25 protein-coding genes are annotated in these 22,537 nt (G+C 68.2%); 9 read left to right on the top strand and 16 right to left on the bottom strand.

Annotated features, from left to right (window positions below; translation table 11 throughout):
• Positions 1–22 precede the first annotated feature (22 nt).
• Positions 23–1,840: a signal peptide peptidase SppA gene (gene sppA, locus CKW28_RS04860; RefSeq protein ID WP_003925910.1), complete on the bottom strand. Its 1,818-nt coding sequence runs from the start codon at positions 1,838–1,840 to the stop codon at positions 23–25.
• Between sppA and CKW28_RS04855 the strand changes: the two genes are divergently transcribed.
• The 3 genes from CKW28_RS04855 to CKW28_RS04845 all read left to right on the top strand — a co-directional run bounded on the left by CKW28_RS04855 (position 1,839) and on the right by CKW28_RS04845 (position 3,312).
• Positions 1,839–2,492 carry a DUF2231 domain-containing protein gene (locus tag CKW28_RS04855; protein WP_003925909.1) on the top strand — a complete coding sequence of 218 codons (654 nt, stop codon included), beginning with the start codon at positions 1,839–1,841 and terminating at the stop codon, positions 2,490–2,492. The genes sppA and CKW28_RS04855 overlap by 2 nt on opposite strands.
• Positions 2,493–2,501: 9 nt before the next feature.
• Positions 2,502–2,921 carry a hypothetical protein gene (locus tag CKW28_RS04850; RefSeq protein WP_003925908.1) on the top strand — a complete coding sequence of 140 codons (420 nt, stop codon included), beginning with the start codon at positions 2,502–2,504 and terminating at the stop codon, positions 2,919–2,921.
• 130 nt (positions 2,922–3,051) lie between these two features.
• The gene (locus CKW28_RS04845; protein WP_003925907.1) at positions 3,052–3,312 is read left to right on the top strand and encodes a hypothetical protein; all 261 of its coding nucleotides are present in this window, start codon (positions 3,052–3,054) and stop codon (positions 3,310–3,312) included.
• A gap of 462 nt (positions 3,313–3,774) precedes the next feature.
• Here CKW28_RS04845 and rplO read toward each other — a convergent pair whose 3' ends face one another.
• The 13 genes from rplO to CKW28_RS04780 all read right to left on the bottom strand — a co-directional run bounded on the left by rplO (position 3,775) and on the right by CKW28_RS04780 (position 13,193).
• A complete protein-coding gene (gene rplO, locus CKW28_RS04840; protein WP_003925906.1) occupies positions 3,775–4,221 on the bottom strand; it encodes a 50S ribosomal protein L15 in 447 nt (148 codons plus the stop codon).
• Positions 4,222–4,224: 3 nt separating this feature from the next.
• Positions 4,225–4,404 carry a 50S ribosomal protein L30 gene (gene rpmD / locus CKW28_RS04835; protein ID WP_003925905.1) on the bottom strand — a complete coding sequence of 60 codons (180 nt, stop codon included), beginning with the start codon at positions 4,402–4,404 and terminating at the stop codon, positions 4,225–4,227.
• A 3-nt stretch (positions 4,405–4,407) separates the two neighbouring features.
• A complete protein-coding gene (rpsE, locus tag CKW28_RS04830; RefSeq protein WP_003925904.1) occupies positions 4,408–5,052 on the bottom strand; it encodes a 30S ribosomal protein S5 in 645 nt (214 codons plus the stop codon).
• Positions 5,053–5,095: 43 nt separating this feature from the next.
• On the bottom strand, positions 5,096–5,500 hold the full coding sequence (rplR, locus tag CKW28_RS04825; RefSeq protein WP_040547053.1) for a 50S ribosomal protein L18: 405 nt from the start codon (positions 5,498–5,500) through the stop codon (positions 5,096–5,098).
• Between the two features lie 3 nt (positions 5,501–5,503).
• Positions 5,504–6,046, bottom strand: coding sequence for a 50S ribosomal protein L6 (rplF, locus tag CKW28_RS04820; protein ID WP_003925902.1), 543 nt, complete (start codon positions 6,044–6,046; stop codon positions 5,504–5,506).
• A gap of 15 nt (positions 6,047–6,061) precedes the next feature.
• Positions 6,062–6,460 carry a 30S ribosomal protein S8 gene (gene rpsH / locus CKW28_RS04815; protein ID WP_003925901.1) on the bottom strand — a complete coding sequence of 133 codons (399 nt, stop codon included), beginning with the start codon at positions 6,458–6,460 and terminating at the stop codon, positions 6,062–6,064.
• A gap of 388 nt (positions 6,461–6,848) precedes the next feature.
• Positions 6,849–7,034: a type Z 30S ribosomal protein S14 gene (locus tag CKW28_RS04810; protein WP_003925900.1), complete on the bottom strand. Its 186-nt coding sequence runs from the start codon at positions 7,032–7,034 to the stop codon at positions 6,849–6,851.
• Positions 7,035–7,038: 4 nt separating this feature from the next.
• Positions 7,039–7,602, bottom strand: coding sequence for a 50S ribosomal protein L5 (gene rplE / locus CKW28_RS04805; RefSeq protein ID WP_003925899.1), 564 nt, complete (start codon positions 7,600–7,602; stop codon positions 7,039–7,041).
• A gap of 1 nt (position 7,603) precedes the next feature.
• Entirely contained in the window at positions 7,604–7,921 is a 318-nt protein-coding gene (gene rplX / locus CKW28_RS04800) for a 50S ribosomal protein L24 (RefSeq protein WP_003925898.1), read from the bottom strand.
• Positions 7,922–8,290: a 50S ribosomal protein L14 gene (rplN, locus tag CKW28_RS04795; RefSeq protein WP_003925897.1), complete on the bottom strand. Its 369-nt coding sequence runs from the start codon at positions 8,288–8,290 to the stop codon at positions 7,922–7,924.
• A 205-nt stretch (positions 8,291–8,495) separates the two neighbouring features.
• Complete coding sequence (locus tag CKW28_RS04790) at positions 8,496–9,746, bottom strand: KasA/KasB family beta-ketoacyl-ACP synthase (protein ID WP_003925896.1); 1,251 nt, start codon at positions 9,744–9,746, stop codon at positions 8,496–8,498.
• Positions 9,747–9,899: 153 nt separating this feature from the next.
• Positions 9,900–10,802, bottom strand: coding sequence for a formylglycine-generating enzyme family protein (locus tag CKW28_RS04785; protein WP_003925895.1), 903 nt, complete (start codon positions 10,800–10,802; stop codon positions 9,900–9,902).
• Positions 10,803–10,844: 42 nt separating this feature from the next.
• Positions 10,845–13,193: an arylsulfatase gene (locus CKW28_RS04780; RefSeq protein WP_003925894.1), complete on the bottom strand. Its 2,349-nt coding sequence runs from the start codon at positions 13,191–13,193 to the stop codon at positions 10,845–10,847.
• A gap of 181 nt (positions 13,194–13,374) precedes the next feature.
• Between CKW28_RS04780 and CKW28_RS04775 the strand changes: the two genes are divergently transcribed.
• On the top strand, positions 13,375–14,241 hold the full coding sequence (locus CKW28_RS04775) for an alpha/beta fold hydrolase (RefSeq protein ID WP_003925893.1): 867 nt from the start codon (positions 13,375–13,377) through the stop codon (positions 14,239–14,241).
• A 15-nt stretch (positions 14,242–14,256) separates the two neighbouring features.
• Here CKW28_RS04775 and CKW28_RS04770 read toward each other — a convergent pair whose 3' ends face one another.
• On the bottom strand, positions 14,257–15,882 hold the full coding sequence (locus CKW28_RS04770) for a flavin-containing monooxygenase (RefSeq protein WP_050811976.1): 1,626 nt from the start codon (positions 15,880–15,882) through the stop codon (positions 14,257–14,259).
• A 119-nt stretch (positions 15,883–16,001) separates the two neighbouring features.
• On the opposite strand from CKW28_RS04770, the gene CKW28_RS04765 reads away from it, so the two are divergent.
• The 5 genes from CKW28_RS04765 to lipP1 all read left to right on the top strand — a co-directional run bounded on the left by CKW28_RS04765 (position 16,002) and on the right by lipP1 (position 21,326).
• Complete coding sequence (locus CKW28_RS04765; RefSeq protein WP_003925891.1) at positions 16,002–17,063, top strand: ferredoxin--NADP reductase; 1,062 nt, start codon at positions 16,002–16,004, stop codon at positions 17,061–17,063.
• Positions 17,064–17,121: 58 nt separating this feature from the next.
• A complete protein-coding gene (locus CKW28_RS04760) occupies positions 17,122–18,303 on the top strand; it encodes an acyl-CoA dehydrogenase family protein (protein ID WP_003925890.1) in 1,182 nt (393 codons plus the stop codon).
• A 20-nt stretch (positions 18,304–18,323) separates the two neighbouring features.
• A complete protein-coding gene (gene bphC / locus CKW28_RS04755) occupies positions 18,324–19,232 on the top strand; it encodes a biphenyl-2,3-diol 1,2-dioxygenase (protein ID WP_003925889.1) in 909 nt (302 codons plus the stop codon).
• A 157-nt stretch (positions 19,233–19,389) separates the two neighbouring features.
• A complete protein-coding gene (locus CKW28_RS04750) occupies positions 19,390–20,334 on the top strand; it encodes an IclR family transcriptional regulator (RefSeq protein WP_003925888.1) in 945 nt (314 codons plus the stop codon).
• On the top strand, positions 20,331–21,326 hold the full coding sequence (lipP1, locus tag CKW28_RS04745; RefSeq protein WP_050811975.1) for a LipP1 family hormone-sensitive lipase: 996 nt from the start codon (positions 20,331–20,333) through the stop codon (positions 21,324–21,326). Before CKW28_RS04750 ends, lipP1 begins: the two co-directional genes overlap by 4 nt.
• Here lipP1 and CKW28_RS04740 read toward each other — a convergent pair.
• Positions 21,269–22,507 (bottom strand): NADH:flavin oxidoreductase, encoded by a 1,239-nt coding sequence (locus CKW28_RS04740; RefSeq protein ID WP_003925886.1) that lies wholly within the window; start codon positions 22,505–22,507, stop codon positions 21,269–21,271. The genes lipP1 and CKW28_RS04740 overlap by 58 nt on opposite strands.
• Between the last annotated feature and the right edge of the window lie 30 nt (positions 22,508–22,537).

The raw sequence follows: 22,537 nt of genomic DNA, 5'->3' as shown, positions 1-22,537 counted from the left end.
CGACCGGCCCGGAGCGACCGGCCTAGAACCGGATGCCACCCGGCCACAACGCGGCCACCCCGGTCAGCGACCGTTCGGCCTGATCGACCGCCCCGGACACGGTGCGAGCCAACAGCACCGCCAGGGCGTCCGGCAGACTCGCCGCGGCCGGCTGGGACGACGGTTTCGGGCGCAGCATCTCCCTCAGCGACGAACCCGGATAGCCGACCAGCCGGGCCTCGTCGTCCTCGTCGAATCCGGCAAGCACCTGGGCCCGGATGATCGCGGTACGCAATCCACCCAGCACGTCGACCAGGCCGCGCCGTTCGGCGTCGGCCCCGGTCCACACCCTCCCGCGGGCGACCTCCTCGACCGCTGCCACCGTCATCCTGCGGCCTTCGGCGACCCGCTCGACGAAATCGGTGTAGAACAGGTCGGCCTCGGCCTCCACCCGGGCACGCTGCTCGGGGGTGAACGGTTCGTTGATCGACCACGCGTCGGCGTTGGGGTTGGTGCGGACGCTGTCGGTGCCGACGCCGAGGCGGTTCGTCAGTTCGCGGGCCACCAGCTTGCCGGTCACCACACCGATCGATCCGGTGAAGGTGCCGGGGTTGGCGACGATCTCGTTGGCGGCCATCGACACGTAGTAGCCGCCGGACGCGGCCACCGCGCCCATCGAGGCCACGATCGGCTTGCCGGTGCGCCGGATCCGGTCGACCTCCCGCCAGATGGTCTCCGAGCCGGTGACCGATCCGCCCGGGCTGTCCACCCGAAGCACGATCGCCGACACGTCGTCGTCGGCGGCCGCCTCCCGCAGGCCCGCCGCGACGGTGTCCCCACCGGCGCTGGACGTCCCGAACGGCAGCACCTGCGGGCCGCCGCGGCCGCTGACGATCGGTCCGTGCACGTTGACCACGGCGACGGTGGGTCTGGGTCTGCGCCCCGGCAGCGCCGGCAGCGCCGGCACCGACGGGATCGACGGTCCGGACCGCGGCGCCGTCGCCTTGGCATACCGCGACAGATATAACCGGGGAGGGGCGTCGGGGTCGGTGTCGGCATCCCCGGTTTCCGGAGAGATCCCGGGTGCGCCGGTGAGTTCGGCGATCCGGGCGTAGGCCTCGTCGCGGAAGCCGATCCGGTCGATCAGCCCGCCGGTCACCGCCTCGTCCCGCAACAGCGGAGCCTTGTCGGCCAGCGCGTTGACCGCATCCGGTTCCAGGTGACGGGCTTCGGCCACCGCCGCGATCACCTGTTCGTGCAGGCTCTCGATGAGTCGGCTGTCGGCCTCCCGATGCGGCTCGGTGTAGCTGTCCTCGGTGAAAAGGTTTGCCGCGGACTTGTATTCGCCACGGGCGATGAACTGCGCCTCGATGCCCGCCTTGGTCAGCGCATCCCGCAGGAACAGCGCCCTGGTGGCGAAGCCGACCAGCCCGACGGTGCCCGACGGCTGCATCCAGACCTCACGGAACACCGAGGCCAGGTAGTAGGACAGCGTGCCGGGATACGTTTCGGCCCAGGCCAGCGAGGGTTTGGCCGCGCCGAACGCGTCGAGGGCCGCGCGCAACTCCTGTACCGGCCCGGGTGATGCGGCGGGGAACTGCACGCGGGCGATGAGACCCGCGACCCGGTCATCCTCGGCGGCGCGGTGGATCGCGGCGACCGCGTCGCGCAGCAGCATCGGCCGGCCCCGTCCGGTGAGGACCGTCAGCGGGTCGAATCCGCCGGATTCGGGCGGGATGGACGTGAGGTCCAGCTCCAGCACGCAGCCGTCGGGCACACCGCGGTGCCGGGCGGTGTCCACCTTCCGGGCCAACGCGCGCAGGTCGTCGGCGCCTGGGACGCCGGGCAGGAAGGCAAGCATGGATCAAGGCTACCGACGGTGGCCGGGTCCGCTGCCCCCTGACGGTGGCACCCTTGACTGGCCGGCGTCCGGGGTCCACGGTGAGTACACGGATCCGCCGGGCGAGGAGGTGACGGTGGACCCCACGCGGAAGAACCTCGAGCAGGCCAAACAGCCGGTGAGCCCGCTGCTGGCCGGACCCTATGGGCATCCGTTCCACCCGATCCTGGTGACCGTCCCCATCGGCGCCTGGGTGTGCAGTCTGGTCTTCGACATCGCCTCCCACCGCGTTGATCGGCCCGGATTTCTCGCGCAGGGCTCCGAATGGCTCATTGCCATCGGGCTGGTCGGCGCCGTCGCGGCCGCGATGATCGGCTTCCTGGACCTGATCGTGATTCCCCGCAGCACCCGGGCGTTTCGCGTCGCGATGGTGCACATGGCGCTGAACCTGGTGGTGACCGTCGCCTACATCGCCAACTTCGCCTGGCGGCACAGCGGCTACCCGCAGGAGACGGCCGTGTCGTTCGGTCCGTTGGCGTTGTCGGTGGTGAGCCTCGTCGCGCTGGCAGCGTCGGGATATCTGGGCGGCATGCTCGCCTACCGCTACGGGGTACGGGTCGCCGTCGAGCACGTTCAGGCAGATGGATTCGGGCAGTCAACAACAACGGATTGAAGGAGGATCATGGGAATCGCCTCGCTCATCGCGTGGGTGCTCACCGCCGGCGGGGGTGCGTTCATGCTCGCCAAGTGGGTCGGCGGCGGCGGGCACCGGGATTCGACCCGCAGCGCCCTGGCCCCGGCCGCGGTCTTCGGTCACTTCGGGCTGGCCGGGCTGGGGCTGGTGTTGTGGATCGTCTACCTCGTCACCGACAACCACCCGATCGGCTGGATCGCGCTGGCGCTGTTGATTCCGGTGGTCGTGCTCGGTTTCGCCATGGTGCGGCGCTGGCTGTCGGTCTACCGCGGCGATGCGGCCGGCGGGCAGCCGTCTGCGGTGCAGGACGCGCCGGAGCGGTCGTTCCCGTTCCCGGTGGTGATCGGGCACGGAGTGCTGGCCGTGGTGACCATCGTGCTGGCGCTGCTGGCCATCCTCGAGGTCTAGAGTTTGGCGGCGCTGCTGATCCGCCTTGGACTGGTCAGATTCCGGCGCTGCAGTTCCCAGTAATGAGCCAAGCTAACGAGTGGCCACCGGTGTCCGTGGGCCACATTGTGCGAGAGAATGCTGAATACCCATGGGCGCCACCTTTTACCTAACCCGTTCGGGCAACGACTCACTGACAGTCAACAGAGCAACCGCCGCGTATGAGGACGCCGCGTACGGGGACTACGTGCAAATGATGCATGATCATGCCAACGACATCGGAGACGCGGACCTCCGTGCCAAAGCCGTTGCGTTGGCCGACCTCGATGCGACGATCGTTGAGCTGTGGAGCAACACCGTCGCCGGTCCCCCCGGCGCCTGGAGCGGAGGAGAGTCAGACGTTAGCGAGTGAACGAAAGTTCATGCAGGCGTACCGCGAATACCATGACTCACACAGTCGTACCGTCGACGAACTCCTGACCGCAAGCCCTGGGATGTCATGATCGAGATACTGGCTGCCATCGCTTGTGTAGCACTCATGTCCCTGTTCATCATCGGTTCCAGGTGGTATTTCACACGCATTCGCGACGGCCGTGCCGATCCCCTCATCAATCCAAGTTGGACATCCGACATGCGGCCAGCCAGCCCCCCACCACCGCTACGCGGTCCAGACCATCCCGAACGAAAAGAGTACTGACCGAACCGGTTATTGCAGGAGCGCGCCTCCACCGGCGTTGGACACCGGGCCTGGTCAATGACTCCCACCACCCGCAGCGCTATCTGAGCGCCGGTGATCACGACGACGCCTACAGACGACGAAGGCCCCGACACGCTGTTGCGTATCGGGGCCCTCGTATCAGTTCTGTCGTCGGCCTCAGGAGAGTTCGGTCGCCGAACCGCCGGCGGCGGTGATCTTCTCGCGGGCACTACCGCTGAACTTGTGCGCGGTGACGTCGACCTTGACGGTCAGCTTCCCGTCACCGAGCACCTTCACCAAGGTGTTCTTGCGCACCGCACCCTTGGCCACCAGTTCGTCGATGCCGACCTGACCGCCCTCGGGGAACAGCCGGTTGATGTCCCCGACGTTGACGACCGCGTACTCGGTGCGGAACCGGTTGCGGAAACCACGCAGCTTGGGCAGCCGCATGTGGATCGGCATCTGGCCGCCCTCGAACGTCACCGGGACGTTCTTGCGGGCCTTGGTGCCCTTGGTGCCGCGACCCGCGGTCTTGCCGCGGCCCGAACCGTCACCGCGACCCACCCGGGTCTTGCTGGTCTTCGACCCGGCCGCGGGGCGCAGGTCATGCAGTTTGATGGTCATCGCCTAAACCTCTTCAACCGTGACGAGATGGTGCACGGCCTTGATCAGTCCACGGGTCTGCGGGGTGTCCTCCCGCACGACCGACTGACGGATCTTCCGCAAGCCGAGCGTGCGCAGCGACTCCCGCTGCTTCCAGCGCGCGCCGATGGTGCTGCGCACCTGGGTGATCTTCAGTTGCGCCATGGTTTACGACCCCTCACGCGCCGCGGATGCCGCCAGCGCCTCGCTCTCACGCCGGGCCTGCAGCATGCGGGCCGGCGCGACGTCCTCGATGGGCAGGCCGCGGCGGGCCGCCACTTCCTCGGGCCGCTGCAGCATCTTCAGCGCGGCAACGGTGGCGTGCACCACGTTGATCGCGTTGTCGCTGCCCAGCGACTTGGCCAGGATGTCGCGCACGCCGGCGCACTCCAGCACGGCACGCACCGCTCCGCCGGCGATCACACCGGTACCGGCGCTGGCCGGACGCAACATGACCACACCGGCGGCCTTCTCGCCCTGCACCGGATGGGTGATGGTGCCGCCGATCAGCGGGACCCGGAAGAAGTTCTTGCGGGCTTCCTCCACCCCCTTGGCGATCGCGGCCGGGACCTCCTTGGCCTTGCCGTAGCCGACACCGACCATGCCGTTGCCGTCACCGACGATCACCAGCGCGGTGAAGCTGAACCGGCGACCACCCTTGACGACCTTGGAGACGCGGTTGATCGATACGACGCGCTCGAGGTAGTTGCTCTTGTCACCGCCATCGCGGCCCCGGCGATCGTCGCGACGCCGACCTTCGCGCTCACGCCGGCCCTCCGAGGTGGCCGGACCCCCGGCACCAGGCTGGCTCATCGTTGCATCCTTCCATCGGTGTACATGCACAAGTCTTTCGTCATCAGAAGTTCAGCCCGTTCTCCCGCGCCGCATCGGCCAACGCCGCGATGCGTCCGCCGTAGGTGTAGCCACCGCGGTCGAACACCACGTTCTCGATCCCGGCCGCCTTGGCGCGCTCGGCGATCAACTGGCCGACCCGCACGCTGCGGGCCTTCTTGTCGCCCTCGATCGCGCGCACATCCGGCTCGATCGAGGAGGCGGCCGCCAGCGTGGTGCCGGTCAGGTCGTTGACCAGCTGGACGTGGATGTGCCGAGACGACCGGTGCACGACCAGCCGGGGCCGTTCCGGGGTGCCGAAGATCTTCTTGCGCAACCGGGCATGCCGACGCAGCCGGTCCCGACGCCGGGCGGCCGAGACGCTCATACCGATCGGCTTGTGCTTCCGGGGAGTTTCGGTGGACGTCATGTCTTACTTCCCTGTCTTTCCGACCTTGCGGCGGATCTGCTCACCCTCGTACCGCACACCCTTGCCCTTGTACGGGTCGGGGCGGCGCAGGCGACGGATGTTCGCCGAGATCTGGCCGACCTTCTGCTTGTCGATACCGGAGATGGAGAACTTGGTGGGCGATTCCACGTTGAAGGTCACCCCCTCGGGAGCCTTCACCACCACCGGATGGCTGAAGCCCAGCGAGAACTCCAGGGTGTCGCTGCCCTTGGCCTGCACCCGGTAGCCGACGCCGTGGATCTCCATCCGGGTGGTGTACCCCTCGGTGACGCCGGTGATCAGGTTGGCCACCAGGCTCCGCGACAGACCGTGCAGTGACCGGTTGCGACGTTCATCGTCCGGACGGGTGACCACGATCGCGCCGTCGTCGTTGCGGGACACCTTGATCGGCTCCACCACGTCCAGCGACAGGGTGCCCTTGGGGCCCTTCACCGACACGCGCTGACCGTCAATGGTCACGTCGACACCCGCGGGGACCGGGATCGGCTGCTTACCAATGCGTGACATGTCTTCAGTTACCCCTCACCACACGTAGGCGAGGACTTCCCCGCCCACGCCTTCTCGTGCCGCCTGCCGGTCGGTGCGCAGACCCTTCGACGTGGAGATGATCGCCACGCCCAGGCCGCCCAGCACCCGGGGCAGGTTGGTGGACTTCGCGTACACCCGCAGCCCGGGCTTGGACACCCGGCGCAGGCCGGCGATACTGCGCTCCCGGTTCGGGCCGTACTTCAGCTCGATGATCAGCGACTTGCCCACCCGAGCGTCCTCGGTGCGGTAGTCGGCGATGTAACCCTCTTTCTTGAGGATCTCGGCGATGTTGGCCTTCAGCTTGGAATGCGGCAGCACCACTTCGTCGTGGTACGCCGAGTTGGCGTTGCGCAGACGAGTCAAGAAGTCTGCGATCGGGTCCGTCATGGTCATGACAGCTTGGTCAACCTCTCCCGCGGCGGTTCCCATGCAACACACGCGTGCCTGTCCCATCGGAGAGCTCCGATGGCCGGGCATGTCGTGTCGTGGGCCTACTACGAAGTTCGTCCTGACCGGCAGTTACCGGTCAGGGGCCTTGCTCATCCGCAATTCCGTACCCAATGGGCCAGCACTGCGGACCGGTCGCTGACTGCGGGCACGAAGCACCCCAGACAACCGACCCAGTATAGGAAACGCGTGCTCACCGACCAAATCGGTGACGGTCGGCCGATCCGGCCGCCGACGACGAACACCCCGCCGGGCAGAGGATCATGCCCCGCGGGGTGCGCGTCAGTGTCTGATGGACGTCTGGTGGACGCCTGGTGGCGACGTCCGGTTGCTGTTACCAGCTGGCCTTCTGCACACCGGGCAGTTCGCCGGCGTGCGCCATCTCGCGCAGGCAGATGCGGCACAGCCCGAACTTGCGGTACACCGACCGGGGACGGCCGCACTTGTTGCAGCGCGTGTAGGCGCGCACCTTGAACTTCGGCTTGCGCTGGGCCTTGTGGATCAGTGCCTTCTTTGCCATCTGCTCAGTTCTCCTTGAACGGGAAGCCCAGCGCCCGCAGGAGCGCTCGTCCTTCGTCGTCGGTCGTCGCCGAGGTGACGACGGTGATGTCCATACCCCGGGGCCGGTCGATGGAGTCCACGTCGATCTCGTGGAACACCGACTGCTCGGTCAGCCCGAAGGTGTAGTTACCGGTGCCGTCGAACTGCTTGGGGCTCAGCCCGCGGAAGTCGCGGATACGCGGCAGCGCGATGGAGATCAACCGGTCCAGGAACTCCCACATCCGGTCGCCGCGCAGTGTGGCCCGGGCCCCGATCGGCATGCCCTCGCGGAGCTTGAACTGGGCGATCGACTTGCGGGCGCGACGGATCTCCGGCTTCTGCCCGGTGATCAACGCCAGGTCGTTGACGGCGCCGTTGATCAGCTTGGCGTCCCGGGCGGCGTCACCGACACCCATGTTCACCACGACCTTGACCACGGTCGGGATCTGCATGACGTTGGTGTAGCCGAACTCCTTCTGCAGGGCTTCGCGAATCTCCTCGCGGTAGCGCTGCTTGAGGCGCGGCAGGGTCTTTTCAGCAGTAGTCATGTCAGATGTCCTTGCCGTTGGTCTTGGCGATTCGGACCTTCTTGCCGGTCTCCTCGTCAAAGCGGTATCCGATGCGGGTCGGCTTGCCGTCGGAATCGACCACCATCACGTTGGACACGTGAATCGGCGCCTCCTGGGTGACGATGCCGCCCGACTGCGCGCCACGCTCGTTGCGCGACACCGCGGTGTGCTTCTTGATCCGGTTGACGCCCTCGACCAGCACCTTCTGCCGATCGGGGTAGGCCTGCAGCACCTTGCCCTTGGCGCCCTTGTCCTTGCCGGAGATGACCAGCACGGTGTCGCCCTTACGGACCTTCATCTACAACACCTCCGGTGCCAGCGAGACGATCTTCATGAAGCGCTTCTCCCGCAGCTCGCGGCCGACCGGCCCGAAGATGCGGGTGCCGCGCGGGTCGTTGTCATTCTTGATGAGCACCGCGGCGTTCTCGTCGAACTTGATGTAGCTGCCGTCGGGGCGGCGCCGCTCCTTGGCGGTGCGCACGATCACGGCGCGCACGATCTCACCGCGCTTGACGTTGCCGCCGGGCATGGCCTCCTTGACCGTCCCGACGATGACGTCGCCGATGCCGGCGTAGCGCCGCCCGGACCCGCCGAGCACCCGGATGCACAGGATCTCCCTGGCGCCCGTGTTGTCGGCGACCTTCACCCGCGATTCCTGTTGAATCACTAGATCTCCTGACCTGGTTATGTATGCACGCCAGATTCCGACCTGGACGTGCGCGGTCTGTGTCACCGGTGGGCACGCAGGACCTGCACGTGTCAGGCCGAGGTCTGCCCAAGGCAACCGCCTGATTCTAGGTGAGCGGCCGCGGCGGAACCAAATCGGCGCTGGTCGGCGAGCGGGGAGTCGGCTCGCGGGGAATCAAGGGGAATCAGTAAGCCCCGAAGACCACCGCGACATTGTGGCCGCCGATACCCATCGAGGTGGTCAGCGCGTACCGGTAGTCGCCGCGGCGGGACTCGCCGGCCACCACGTCCAGGTCGATCTCGGGGTCGAGGTTCTTCAGGTTCAGTGTCGGCGGGACGACCCCGTCGCGCAGCGCCTGCACGGTCAGCACCGCCTCGATCGCGCCGGCGGCGCCCAGCGCGTTGCCCAGCGCCGCTTTCGGCGCATACACCGCGGGCCGGTGCGCGCCGAAGACCCGCTGCAACGCGTGCGCCTCGGCCAGATCACCGGTGCGGGTGCCGGCGGCGTGCGCGTTGACGTGGTCGATGTCGGTCGGCTCCAGCCCGGCCAGGTAGATGGCGCGGCCGATCGCCTCGGCGGCGCACTCACCGCCGGGCTCGAGGTCGATGGGGTCATAGGCGTCGGAAGTGATCGCGCCGCCCATCACCCGGGCCAGGATGGTGGCGCCGCGCGCCTTCGCGTGTTCCTCGGCCTCGATCAGCAGCAGCGCGCCGCCTTCGCCGAACACCATCCCGTCGCGCTCCTGATCGAACGGGCGGCAGGCCGCGGCCGGGTCGTCGTTGTGGGTGGAGAGCATGCCGAGCTGGGTGAAACAGGCGACCGGCACCGCCTCGACGACCGTTTCGACCCCGCCGCAGATCGCGACGTCGGCCTCGCCGAGCACGATGTGACGCCACGCCTCGGTGATGGCGGCCGCACCGGAGGCGTCCGACATCACCGGGGAGATGACACCCGCCTTGGCCTGCCGGTCCAGCCCGACGGCCGCCGCCGCCGAGTTCGGCATGTGCATCTGCACGGTCAGCGGCGAGATCGCCCGCATCCCGCGTTCCTTCCAGGCGTTGTGCTGGATCGGGATCTCCTCGGTCGACCCCAGCGCCAGACCGATGGAGACCAGCAGCCGTTTGGTGTCGACGTCGGGGTTGCCGGCCGTCTCCCACAACCGCCGGCTCAGCAGCGTCGACATCTGCTGCATGAAGCCGAGCCGGCGCAGTTCCACCCGGCTGAGCTGATCGGCGAAGTTCTCCACCAGGCGGCCGCCGATCCGGACCGGTGAGTCGAAATCGGTGACGAACGGCCGGTCCAGCGGGCGGATGCCGCTGTCACCGGCCAGCAGCCCGGCCCAGGTCCCCTCGGCATCGGCGGCCAGCGGCGTCGTCGCCGCCACCGCGGTCACCACGACGTTGCGAAAACCGTCACCAGTACGCATCGACACCATTCGCGCCCCACATCCCCCCGACCTGTTCGCGCTCAACACTCCCCCGGGCCCCGAGTGCCCACAGGCTGGGTTTCCCCTCCGGCGGGGTTCCCCGGAGCCGAGTCCCCCGGAATTCTACGAGCCGGTAACGCTCCCCGAAAGGGTTCGGCGGCCTCACGCGGCACAGCGGAAACCGATGTGGGTGGCGGCGCTGTCCTGGGACTGCGGTGAGCGGGCCGACGCCCGATAGCGGTGGCAGTACTCCGGCGCGCACAGGTGGGACCCACCTTTGAGGGTCTGGCTGACCGCCGGGTCGGGGCGCTCGACCGGTGCGGACGGCGTGCAGCAGGACCGCACCGGCTCGTCGGCCTCGGCTGGGCGGTGGTGGCCGGAGAAGCGGGTGGTGGTCCACTCCCAGACGTTGCCGATCATGTCGAACAACCCGAAGTCGTTGGGCGGGAAGGCGCCGACCGGGGAGGTGCCGATCCAGCCCGCGGCGCCGTCGTTGCGGTACGGGAACCGGCCCTGCCAGGTGTTGGCCATCAACCGGCCGCCGGGGCGGGCCTCGTCACCCCACGGGTAGACGGTGTCGGCGCCGGCGCGGGCCGCGTACTCCCATTCCCGTTCGGTGGGCAGCCGGCGTCCGGCCCACCGGGCGTAGGCCTGCGCATCGGGATAGGCGATCTGCACGACCGGGTGGTCCGGACGGTCCTGCCAGGACGGCCCCTCCGGCCCGAACGGGTGACGCCAGCACGCCCCGGGCGTCCAGGTCCACCACTGCCGCCAGTCCCGCAGGTCGACCGGGCCGCGGGTGGGGGTGAACACCAGTGCGCCGGGCTGTAGGTCGGCCGCAGCCACGCCGGGGTACAGCCGCGGATCGAGCGGCTGTTCGGCCACCGTGCGGTACCCGGTGGCGGCGACGAACTCGGCGAACTGTGCGTTGGTCACGGGATGTCGTTCGATCGCGAAATCGGCGACGGTGACGGTGTGCACCGGCGCCTCCTCCGGATAGAACCGGATCGAGCCCATCCGGAAGGTTCCGCCCGGGATCTCGACGAGGTCGGTGAGCGCGCTCATGTCTTCGAGTCGTCCTCTCTGAGGCGCCGGGGCCGGGAAGGTTCAGTCCCTGGCGAAGGCCATCGCGGCTTCCCTCTCGACGTCGCGGTACGGCGTCCCGGAGATGTCGACGATGACCTTGGCGATGCTGCCGCCGGTGAACGCGAACGGCGCCCGGTAGGCGCTGGAGACCGGTTGGCCGGTGTTGCGGCCCACCGCGATTCCGCCGCCGGCCAGACCGAAGTTGGCCGGGTGGGCCCGCACGTCGGGACGGGTCGCCACGACGGTGCCGTCGACGTAGAGGGCCACCTCGCCGAGCGGGGTGTGGCTGCCGTCGACGGTGCCGGTGCGGTGGTAGCTGACGCCGAGGATGTGCCGGCCCGCCGGAATCGGATCGGCGGAGGACACCCGCTGCTCCTCCTCCCCCATGAAGTTGTAGACGAAGTGCAGCCGGCCGTCCTGCAGGAACAGCACATAGCCGCCGTGCCCGGCGCCGTGTTTGACGATGACGCCCTGCGCACCGGCCGCGTCGACGGTCACGTCGGCCAGGACGGTGAACGACTGCCCGCGGATGTCGACGGCCGCGCCGAGGCCGACCTCGGCGGTGCCCGGGTAGTAGGTGTAGCTGGTGCGTCCCCTCGACAGGTGCGGCCGCCACCGGCCCAGGGTCTCGAACAGGTTGAGATCGCCGAGCGGCAGGCCGTTGTACTTCGCCGCCTCGTCGAACCAGAGTTGTTTGAGCTCTTCGAGTTTCTCCGGATGCTCGGCGGCCAGGTCACGGGACTGGCTGCGGTCGGATTCGAGGTGGTAGAGCTCCCAGCGGTCGGCGTCGAAGTTCGACCAGCCGGCCGGGCTGGCGGCGTGGACGGTGTTGGCGAACCAACCGTCACTCCAGATCCCGCGGGTACCGAGCATGCTGTAGAACTGGGTGCGCTTGCCGGTGTCGGCGTCCGGATCGGCCAGGGCGGCCCGGAAACTCACGCCCTCCAACGGACGCTGTCGGACGCCGCGCACGGTGTCCGGTGGTGTCAGGCCGATCAGCTCGTACACCGTGGGGGTGACGTCCACGACGTTGATGTAGCGGTCGCACACCGCATCCCGCGCGGTGATCCCGTTGGGCCAGGAGATGATCGCCGGGTCGGCGATCCCGCCCTCGTGCGAGGCGTAGCGTTTGAACAACTTGTACGGCGTGTTGAACGCCATCGCCCAGCCGGTCGGATAGTGGTTGTAGGTCTGCGGCCCACCCAGCTGGTCGTAGAACCGCATGCTCTCCTCGACGGTGTCGACGTAACCGTTGAAGAACTTGACCTCGTTGACCGATCCGTCGGGGCCGCCCTCGCCGCTGGCCCCGTTGTCGGAGAGCACCACGATCAGGGTGTTGTCGAGCTGATCGGATTCCTCGAGGTAGTCGAGCACCCGGCCGATCTGGTGATCGGTGTAGCTCAGAAAGCCCGCGAACACCTCGGCCATCCGGCAGAACAGCCGCTTCTCGGCGTCGGACAGGCTGTCCCAGGGTCGCACGGTGTCCTGCAGCGGCCAGGGTTCGCCGTGGGGACCCTTCACATCCTGGTAGGGGTTGATCGGCGGGAGTTCGGTGTCGGGCGGCACGATGCCGAGCTTCTTCTGGTTCTCCAGCACCACCTCGCGGTAGCGTTCGTAGCCCATGTCGAACCGGCCGGCGTAGCGGTCCGCCCAGTCCCTGGGGGCGTGGTGCGGGGCGTGCCCGGCGCCCGGGCACAGATAGGTGAACCACGGCTTGTCGGGCGCGATCACCTTGGCGTCGCGGATGAACTCGATCGTCTTGTCCGCGAGGTCTTTCGACAGATGGTAGCCGTCTTCCGGGGTGGCCGGCGGAGCCACCGGATGGTTGTCGTGGACGAGGTCCGGATACCACTGATCGGTCTCGCCGCCCAGGAATCCGTAGAACCGTTCGAATCCACGGCTCACCGGCCAATGCCGCTTGGTGGCCGCCATGTTCGACTCCTCGAGCGGGGTCAGATGCCATTTGCCGACGCAGTAGGTGTTCCAGCCGTGCTCGGCGAGCACCTCGGAGATCAGCCCGGTGTCGACCGGGATGCGGCCGCTGCAGTTCGGGAAGCCGTCGGTGAACTCCTCGATGGTGGCCATCCCCACCGTGGTGGGGTTGCGGCCGGTCAGCAGCGCCGCCCGGGTCGGTGAGCACAGCGCGGTGGTGTGGAACTGGCTCAGCCGCACGCCCTGTTCGGCGATGCGGCTCATGGTGGGCATCTCGACCAGCCCGCCGAAACAGTCCCAGGTGCCGATGCCGACGTCATCCCACACCACGTAGAGGATGTTGGGCGCCCCTTCGGGGGCGGTGGGCGCGGCGAACGGTCCCCAGTCGGGCTCCGAGTCACGGATGTCCAACTCGATCTTGCCGCCGAAATCCGCCATGATCCCGCCTCAGTCGGAGAGTGTGCCGATCGCCCGGAGATTACACCGGCGGACCGCCCCGTGCCGCGAAATTTACGCGCCGGCCGGCGGGCGGCCCGGTTGTCCCATTGAGCCGACGGCGCGGCCCCGTCGGCCGGGCTCACCGGGTGTAATCGGATCGGCACAGAAAGGGCTTGTCAGGATGCGAACGTTCGATTACCAGGAGACGCTGCGCGAGGTACGCACCCCGGCCGGGGTGCTGCGCTACCACGAGGCCGGTGACGGGCCACCGCTGTTGTTGTTGCACGGCTCCGGGCCGGGTGTCACCGGATGGCGCAATTTCCGCGGCAATCTCGGGGTGTTCGCCGAGCATTTCCGTTGCCTCGTCCTGGAGTTCCCGGGGTTCGGGGTCAGCGACGACTTCGGCGGTCACCCCATGATCGACGCCCAGGGCGCGGCCCTGGCCTTCGCCGATGCGTTGGGGCTGGACCGGGTCGACATCATCGGCAACTCGATGGGCGGCGGTGTCGGTGTCAGCCTGGCGGTGCGCCATCCCGACCGGGTGAACCGGTTGGTGACGATCGGCGGGATCGGCACCAACATCTTCAGCCCCGGCCCCAGTGAGGGGATCCGCCTGCTCCAGGAGTTCACCGACGATCCCACCCGGGACCGGCTGATCGCCTGGCTCAACTCGATGGTGTACGACCCGACGCTGATCACCGAGGAGCTCATCGAGGAGCGCTGGGCCGCCGCCACCGATCCGGCGACATTGGCGGCCGCCCGGCGGATGTACAGCAAGGCCGCGTTCGCGGCGATGATGGCGATGATGCGGGATTCCGACACGCCGCCGCCGTGGGCGACCATGCACAAGGTGCAGGCGCCGACCTTGCTGACCTGGGGCCGCGATGACCGGGTGAGCCCGCTGGACATGGCGCTGCTCCCGATGCGCACCATCCCCGGCGCCGAACTGCACGTGTTCCCCAACTGTGGGCACTGGGTGATGATCGAGGCGAAGTCCGCGTTCGAACGGACCGTGCTGGCCTTCCTCACCGATCCGGCCCGCGGGTGACCAGGGCCCGCCTGCTCAACCGGCCTTGAGCAGGCGGAATCCCTTGTATCCCGCGTCCGCCACCTCGGCGCAGATGTCGAGATAGGTGGCGAAACCACCGATGAACAACATGAACACCCTGGGTTTACCGGGCACGTTGGCACCCATGTACCAGGAGTTGGCCTTCGGGAACAGGGTGGCCTCGGCACGCTTGTTGCATTCGGCGACCCAGTTGTCCACGGCGTCCGGCGTCGCCTCGATGGCGCTGTACCCGTGCTCGTCGAGATGGCCGATCGCGTCGGCGATCCAGTTCACGTTGGCCTCGGCGTGCAACACCATGTTCGCCAGGACCGCCGGGGCACCCGGACCGGAGATGAGAAACAGGTTGGGGAATCCGTCCACGCCGAGCCCCAGGTAGGTCCGCGGGCCGTGCGCCCAGTCCTCGACCAGCCGCCGGCCGCCCCGTCCGACGATGTCGATCTTGGCCACGGTCCCGGTCATGGCGTCGAAGCCGGTCGCGAACACGATCGCGTCCAGCCGGTAGTGCCGCTCCGAGGTGACGACGCCCTCGGCATCGATGCTCTGGATCGGCGTCCGGCGCACACTGACCAGGGTGACGTCGGGACGGTTGAATGTCTGAAAGTAGTTCGTGTCGGTGCAGATTCGCTTGGTGCCGATCGGATGGTCGTCGGGTATCAGCAGATCGGCGATCTCCGGATCGTCGATGACCGCCCGCACCTTCTCCTCGTAGAACTTGCGGGCCTCCTCATTGGCCACCGGATCGATCATCTGGTCGCTGAACGTCTTGGAGAACAACACGCCGCCGAGTTGCCAGCGCTTCTCGAACGCCTCGCGCCGCTCCTCGGGGCTCACCTCCATGGTCAGCTTGGGGTGCGGCACATGCGGTGACCCGCCGCCGCTGCGCCACGACATCCGGCGGCGCTCGGCGTAGTTCGCCTTGGCCTCGGCGATCTCCTCGGCGCTCAACGGCCGATTCCCCGACGGCACGCTGTAATTCGGGGTGCGTTGGAAGACGTAGAGGTGCTCGGCCTGCTCGGCGATGATCGGGATCGACTGGATACCGGACGACCCGGTGCCGATCACCGCCACCCGTTTCCCGGTGAAGTCGACGTCCTCGTGCGGCCAGTTCGCGGTGTGGTAGACGCCGCCGGCGAAGGTGTCCAGACCCGGGATGTCCGGTGTGATCGGCGACGACAACGGCCCGGTGGCCAGCACGACGAACCGTGCGGTCACCGATTCCCCGGTGTCGGTTTCGACCGTCCAGCGCAGGGTGTCCTCGTCGAGCACCGTGGCGACCACCCGGGTGTTGAACGTGATGTCCCGGCGCAGGTCGAGCTTGTCCGCGACCCAGTTGATGTACCGCAGGATCTCGCCCTGGGTGGCGTACTTCTCGGTCCAGGTCCACTCCTGCTGCAGCTCGTCGGAGAACGAGTAGCAGTAGTCCAGGCTCTCGACATCGCAGCGGGCTCCCGGATACCTGTTGAAGTACCAGGTTCCGCCGACCTCGGGTGCGGCTTCGAACACCCGTACCGACAGTCCGTCGCTGCGGAATCTGTGCAGCGCGTACAGGCCGCCGAAACCGGCACCCACCACGACGACATCGACATCACTTGCAGCCGCGCTAGTCACACCGGGCAACATATTGATCCGGCGGGTCCCCGGCGCCGTCGTTTCCCGGTCAGCGGGCATCCCGCCGTTTTCTCCCGGCCATCGGGCTGATCCCCCCGGCGCCACGATCACCGGAACGACAATCCCGCGTCATGGTCGACGCCGAAATCAGCCGCGGCCCGCGCGCCGTGCGCCTCACGGTGGCCGCGGTCATCGACGAGAGCCCCGACGCCCGGTCGCTGGTGTTCGAGGTTCCCGAGGAACACCGCACCCGCTTCGTATACCGCCCAGGCCAGTTCTTGACCCTGCGCATCCCCGGTGACCGGACCGGTTCGGTGGCTCGCTGCTATTCGCTGGCCAGTTCGCCGCACACCGACGACGCGATGAAGGTCACCGTCAAACGCACCGACGGTGGCTACGGCTCCAACTGGTTGTGCGACAACGCCGAGCCCGGGACCACGATCGAGGCGCTGCCGCCGGCGGGCACGTTCACGCCGGCCTCGCTGGACGGCGCCTTCCTGCTGTGGGCGGCCGGCAGCGGCATCACCCCGGTGATGTCGATCCTCAAGTCGGTCCTGGAGGCCGGGACCGGCCGGGTGATCCTGTGTTACGCCAACCGGGATGAACGTTCGGTGATCTTCGCCGGCGAACTCCGCGAGCTGGCGGCGCGTCATGCCGGCCGATTCACGGTGCTGCACTGGCTGGAGTCGGTTCAGGGGCTTCCCACCACCGCGCAGATGTACCGGTTCGCGAGGCTGTTCACCGACCACGAGTCGTTCGTCTGCGGTCCCGAACCGTTCATGGCGGTGGTCACCGCGGCGCTGACCGAAGCGGGAGTTCCGCGCAACCAAATCCACACCGAGGTCTTCCGGTCGCTCACCGGCGACCCGTTCACCGACGAACCCGTCGGTGAACCCGATGGGACCATTGCCGACGAGCGTCCACCCGCCGAGGCCGTCGTCGTCCTCGACGGCGAAACCCATGTGTGCGAGTGGCCACGGACGGCGACGCTGCTCGACACCATGCTGGCCCGCGGTCTGGACGCGCCGTACTCCTGTCGGGAAGGGAACTGCGGATCGTGCGCGGCCACCGTGCTGGAGGGCGAGGTGGACCGGGGCCACTCGGACATCCTCGACCCGCAGGACGTCGCCGACGGCCTGATCCTGGCGTGCCAGACCCGACCGAACTCGGACTCCGTCAGAATCGAGTTCTGACTTCCGCTCACCGGGATGGCCGGCACCGCTGCAGATCCGCCCGGTCCACCATCGGACCATGACCAAACGGGTGATCGACGGCATCGCAGAACTCGCCGACCAGCTCCGCGAACAGAGTATCGAGGCCGAGCGGATCGGCAAGCTGACCGACCAGACGGTCAAGATCATGAAGAAGCTCGGCAGCATCCGTCTGCTCCAACCGAAGAAACACGGTGGGCTGGAGGTGCATCCGCGTGAGTTCGCCGAGACCGTGATGGCGACGGCCGCGCTGGATCCGTCGGCTGGCTGGATCAACGGCGTGGTGGGTGTGCATCCCTACCAACTGGCCTACGCCGACCCCCGGGTCGCCGAGGAGATCTGGGCGGAGGACGTCGACACCTGGATCGCCTCGCCGTACGCGCCGCAGGGCGTCGCCCGGCCGGTCGACGGCGGATACCTCTTCAACGGCCGCTGGCAGTTCAGCTCCGGCACCGATCACTGCGACTGGATCATCCTCGGCGCGATGGTCGGCGACGCCGACGGCACCCCGGTGACCCCGCCCCGGATGCTGCACATGATCCTGCCGCGCAAGGACTACGAGATCGTCGAGGACTCCTGGGATGTGGTGGGTCTGCGCGGCACCGGGTCCAAGGACGTCATCGTCAAGGACGCGTTCGTCCCGGCCTACCGCACCATGGACGGGATGAAGGTCATGGACGGCACCGCTCAACGCGAGGCCGGGATGACCGAGCCGCTCTACCTCATGCCGTGGTCGACGATGTTCCCGTTGGGCATCAGCTCGGCGACGATCGGGATCGCCGAGGGTGCGTTGGCGGCGGCGCTCGATTACCAGCGGCGGCGGGTCAACTCCAGCGGCGTCGCGGTCAAGGACGACCCCTACGTGATGTATGCGATCGGCGAAGCGGCCGCCGACATCAACGCCGCCCGCCAGGAGCTGCTGGCCAACGCCGACCGCATCTACGACATCGTCGCCTCCGGAGCGGAGGTCAGCTTCGAGGATCGCGCTGCCGGTCGCCGCACCCAGGTCCGCGCGGTCTGGCGGGCGGTGTCGGCCGTGGACGAGATCTTCGCGCGCTGCGGCGGAAACGCTGCCCGGATGGACCAACCGCTGCAACGGTTCTGGCGTGACGTGCACGTGGCGCAGGCACACGCCATCCACTCCCCCGGAACCGTCTACCACGCCTCGGCGCTGAGTTCGTTGGGTGTCGAACCGCAGGGTCCGCTGCGGGCGATGATCTGATGCGGCACGAGAGGGACACGATGGGTTTCATCAAGAGCCTGGGTTATGTGATCGTCCAGGCCACCGATATGGACCGATGGCGCCACTTCGCCTACGAGGTACTCGGTTTCGCCGAGGGCACCGGACCGAACCCGGAGGCGCTCTACCTGCGGATGGACGAACGCACCGCACGGATCACCGTCGAACCGGGCGAGGTCGACCGGATCGTCACCATCGGCTGGGAAGTTCGTGACCATGCGGCGTTGGAGGACGTCAAACGCGCCCTGGCGGCCGCCGGGGTGCCCCACAGGCAACTCTCCACCGCCGAGGCCGACGCCCGCAGAGTCGAGGAGGTCGTGGCCTTCGCCGATCCCGCCGGAACGGCCTTGGAGGTGTTTCACGGCCCGGTTCTCGACCACAGCCCGGTGGTGACCCCGTTCGGGGCGAGGTTCGTCACCGGCGATCAGGGTCTGGGGCATGTGGTGCTGCCGACGGTCGACGTGGACGGGCTCTTCGAGTTCTACACCGAGGTACTGGGTTTCAGATCGCGCGGAGCCTTCCGGGTGCCGGCGCCGGAGGAGTTCGGCCCGGTGCGGGTGCGGTTTCTCGGCATCAACGAACGCCACCACAGTCTGGCACTCTGCCCGGCGTCGACGTTGCGCGACCCGGGTCTGATCCATCTCATGGTGGAGGTGGACACCCTCGACGCGGTCGGCCAGGCCCTGGACCGGGTCAACCGCGACGGGTACCAACTGTCGTCGACGCTGGGCCGGCACACCAACGACAAGATGGTGTCGTTCTACGTCCGGGCCCCCGGCGACTGGGACATCGAGTTCGGCACCGCCGGAATGCGGGTCGACGAGACCTATTACACCGCCGAGGAGATCACCGCGGACAGTTACTGGGGTCATCAGTGGGTCGGCGATCTCCCGGCCGCGATGCGTCCGTGACCTGACGCGACGCCTGGATACGGCGGCCGCCATGTGCGACGGGTGTGGCCGGTGTGACAACCCTGTGCGGTGTGTGGCCACCGGCACATATTTGTGATAGGTATATGACTAATAGTCATATTCCGGATGGAAACATCCGGCGCTCTCGGAGGCATTCATGACCGCAACCCTCGATCAGCCCACGCCGAACACCACCGTCAAGCGAACCGGGACCGAGCGCACCGGCGAGACACCGAGTGCGGTGCTGGATCGCATCTCACTGGTTCTCGACGCGTTCGACGGTCCCGGCCGGCTCACCCTGGCGCAGGTCGTGCGCCGCACCGGCCTGCCCCGGTCATCGGCGCACCGCATGCTCGAGCGGCTGGTGCAACTGCGATGGCTCCGCCGCGACGGGCGCGATTACGAGCTCGGCATGCGGCTGGTCGAGTTGGGCTCGCTCGCGGTCCATCAGGATCGGCTGCACCGGGCGGCGATCCCCCGACTGCACGAACTGCATGCAGCCACCGGGCTGGTGGTGCACCTGGCCGTGCTCGACGGCTCCGATGTGGTCTATCTGGAGAAGGTGGGCAGTCGCCTGGCCGCGGCCATCCCGACCCGCGTCGGTGGCCGCCGCCCGGCGAACTGCGCGGCGGTGGGCAAGGCCATCCTGGCCTACGCCGAGGACGACGGTGTGCTGTCCGGTACCGGGCCGCTGCCACGGAACACGAAGTACTCGATCTCGGATCCGGCCCGGCTGCGCGCCGAATTGGCGAAGGTCCGCGCACACGGCGTCGCGTTCGACCGCGAGGAATCCCTTCCCGGAATCGGTTGTGTCGCCGCACCGATCGGGGATCCCGGTGAGGCCGTCGCGGCGATCTCGGTGTGCGGTCCGATGAATCAGATGGCCTTCGACCACCGACTCGTCGCACCGGTCCGGATGGCCGCGCTGGGCATCTGGCGGGCGATGGAGGGCGCCCGGCAACGGGTGGTGCCGACACTGCAACAGGTGCGTCCGCTCCGCCCCGGCCCGACGGCGCAGTCCCTGTCCCATTCGGCCCTGTCCCATCCGGCCCAGTCACATCCCGCCCGGTCACATCGCGCCGACACGCGGCGGTTCGCATGACCGACCACGTCGGCCCTGCCCCGCAGGGCGGCCTCGACCCACAGATCGCCACGCTGCTACCGCAGTTGGACTCCGGCTTCCCGCCGGTACACACCATGACCGGGGCAGAGGCCCGCGCGGCCATCCGGTCCCGGTTCCGCCCCGCGAGCCGGCCCCGCCCGGTCGCCTCGATCACCGATACCACCGTGACCGGACCGGACGGCCCGGTGCCGGTGCGGATCTATCATCCCCGCCACCAGGACGGCCCCCTCCGCCAGAACAAACCGATGCCGACCCTGGTGTACGCGCACGGTGGCGGATGGGTGTTCTGCGATCTGGACAGCCACGATGAACTCTGCCGCGACCTGGCCGACCGCATCCCCGCGGTGGTGGTGTCCGTGCACTACCGCCGGGCCCCCGATGAGGGCCGCTGGCCGGCGGCGGCGGAGGATGTCCACGCCGCCACCTGCTGGGCTGCCGAGCACGTGGCGGAGCTCGGCGGCCGGGCCGACGCGATTCTGGTCGGCGGCGACAGCGCCGGGGGGAATCTCGCCGCGGTGACCGCCCTGATGGCCCGGGATCGCAGCGGCCCGCGGCTGGCCGGCCAGCTGTTGCTCTACCCGGTGATCGCCGCCGATTTCGATACCGAGTCCTACCGGCGGTTCGGCACGGGCTACTACAACCCCCGACCCGCGTTGCGGTGGTACTGGGATCAGTACGTGCCCGATCCCGCTGACCGCGACCACCCCTACGCATGTCCGCTGCGGGCAGAGCTGAACGGACTGCCACCCGCGATCATGGCCGTCGCCGGCCACGATCCGCTCCGGGACGAGGGCCTGGCCTACGGCGCGGCGTTACAGCAGGCCGGGGTGTCGACCGTGGTGCGGGTCTTCGACGGCGGCATCCACGGATTCATGACGATGCCCGCGCTGGACATCTGCGACCGGGCGCGGTCTCAGGTCTGCGCCGACGTGGCAGATCTGGTGGGGCGCATCGGGGTCGCCGCCCCGTAACGCTGATCCGGGTCGAGCACGCAGTGCGTGCGGCCGAACACCGTCACCATGCACTTGTTGTTGTGGTTGCACCGGCTCCGGACGCTCCCGTCGGCGATCATCTTGTTGACGAGGTCGGGTTCGCGCAACAACGCGCGGCCCATCGCCAGGAAGTCGAAACCCTCCCGCAGTCCGGTTTCGAGATGGTCTCGGTTGGTGATGCCTCCCAGCAGGATCAGCTTGGTGTGCCGCATCACCGGCACGAACTGCCGGGCGGCCGGCAACATGTACAGATCCTCATACGGGTAACTGCCCATGAACCGCTTGCCCATCAGCCGCACCCCGGGACGCATCATCGCCGGCATCACCTCGGCGAACTCCCGCACCGGGACGTCACCGCGGAACAGGTACATGGGCTTGAACACCGACGACCCCTGGGTCAATTCGAGAGCGTCCAGGGTCGCGTCGGCGTCCAGCAGTTGGGCGGTCCGCAGGGCCTCGTCGATCCAGATGCCGCCGGGCAGCCCGTCGTCCATGTTCAGCTTCGCGATGACGGCGATCCGGTCGCCCACCACCTCGCGCACCCGCCGGGCGATCCGGCGCACGAACCTCGACCGGTTGTCGATGTCACCTCCGTATTCGTCGGTGCGCCGGTTGATCAGCGGGCTGAGAAACGAACTCGGCAGGTACAGATGGCCGAAGTGCAGTTCGACCGCATCGAACCCGGCCTCGGCCGCAATCCGGGCGGCTTCGCCGAACTGATCGATGACGGCCTCGATCTCGTCCCGGGTGATCTCCCGGCAGTACGCCAGCGAGGTCGGATTGATGAACCGGCTCGGCGCCACGGCCGTCACGCCGGTGAGCTTCTTCGGCGCCACCACACCGGCATGGCCCAACTGCGCCGAGACCGCCGCACCCGCCTCATGCACCGCGTCGGTGAGCCGGCGCAGGCCGGGCAGTGCCCGGTCTGCCATGACGATCTGGCCCGGGGCGCTGGCCGCCTCCGGGGACACACAACAGTAGGCGACGGTGGTCATTGCGACACCGCCGCGGGCGAAACGGCGGTGAAACTCGACGAGGTCGTCGGTCACCAGACCGTCCGGTGAACGGCCTTCCGAGGTGGCCGCCTTGATCACCCTGTTACGCAGGCGGACTGGACCGAGTTGGGCCGGCGCGAACGGATCGAGGCTGGTGTGGGTCACCCTCGCACCGTTTCACGACACCGCGGCACC

This window comes from Mycolicibacterium thermoresistibile (assembly GCF_900187065.1).
GTDB classification, from domain to species: Bacteria; Actinomycetota; Actinomycetes; order Mycobacteriales; family Mycobacteriaceae; genus Mycobacterium; species Mycobacterium thermoresistibile.
This window is presented reverse-complemented; position numbering and strand designations above follow the sequence as displayed.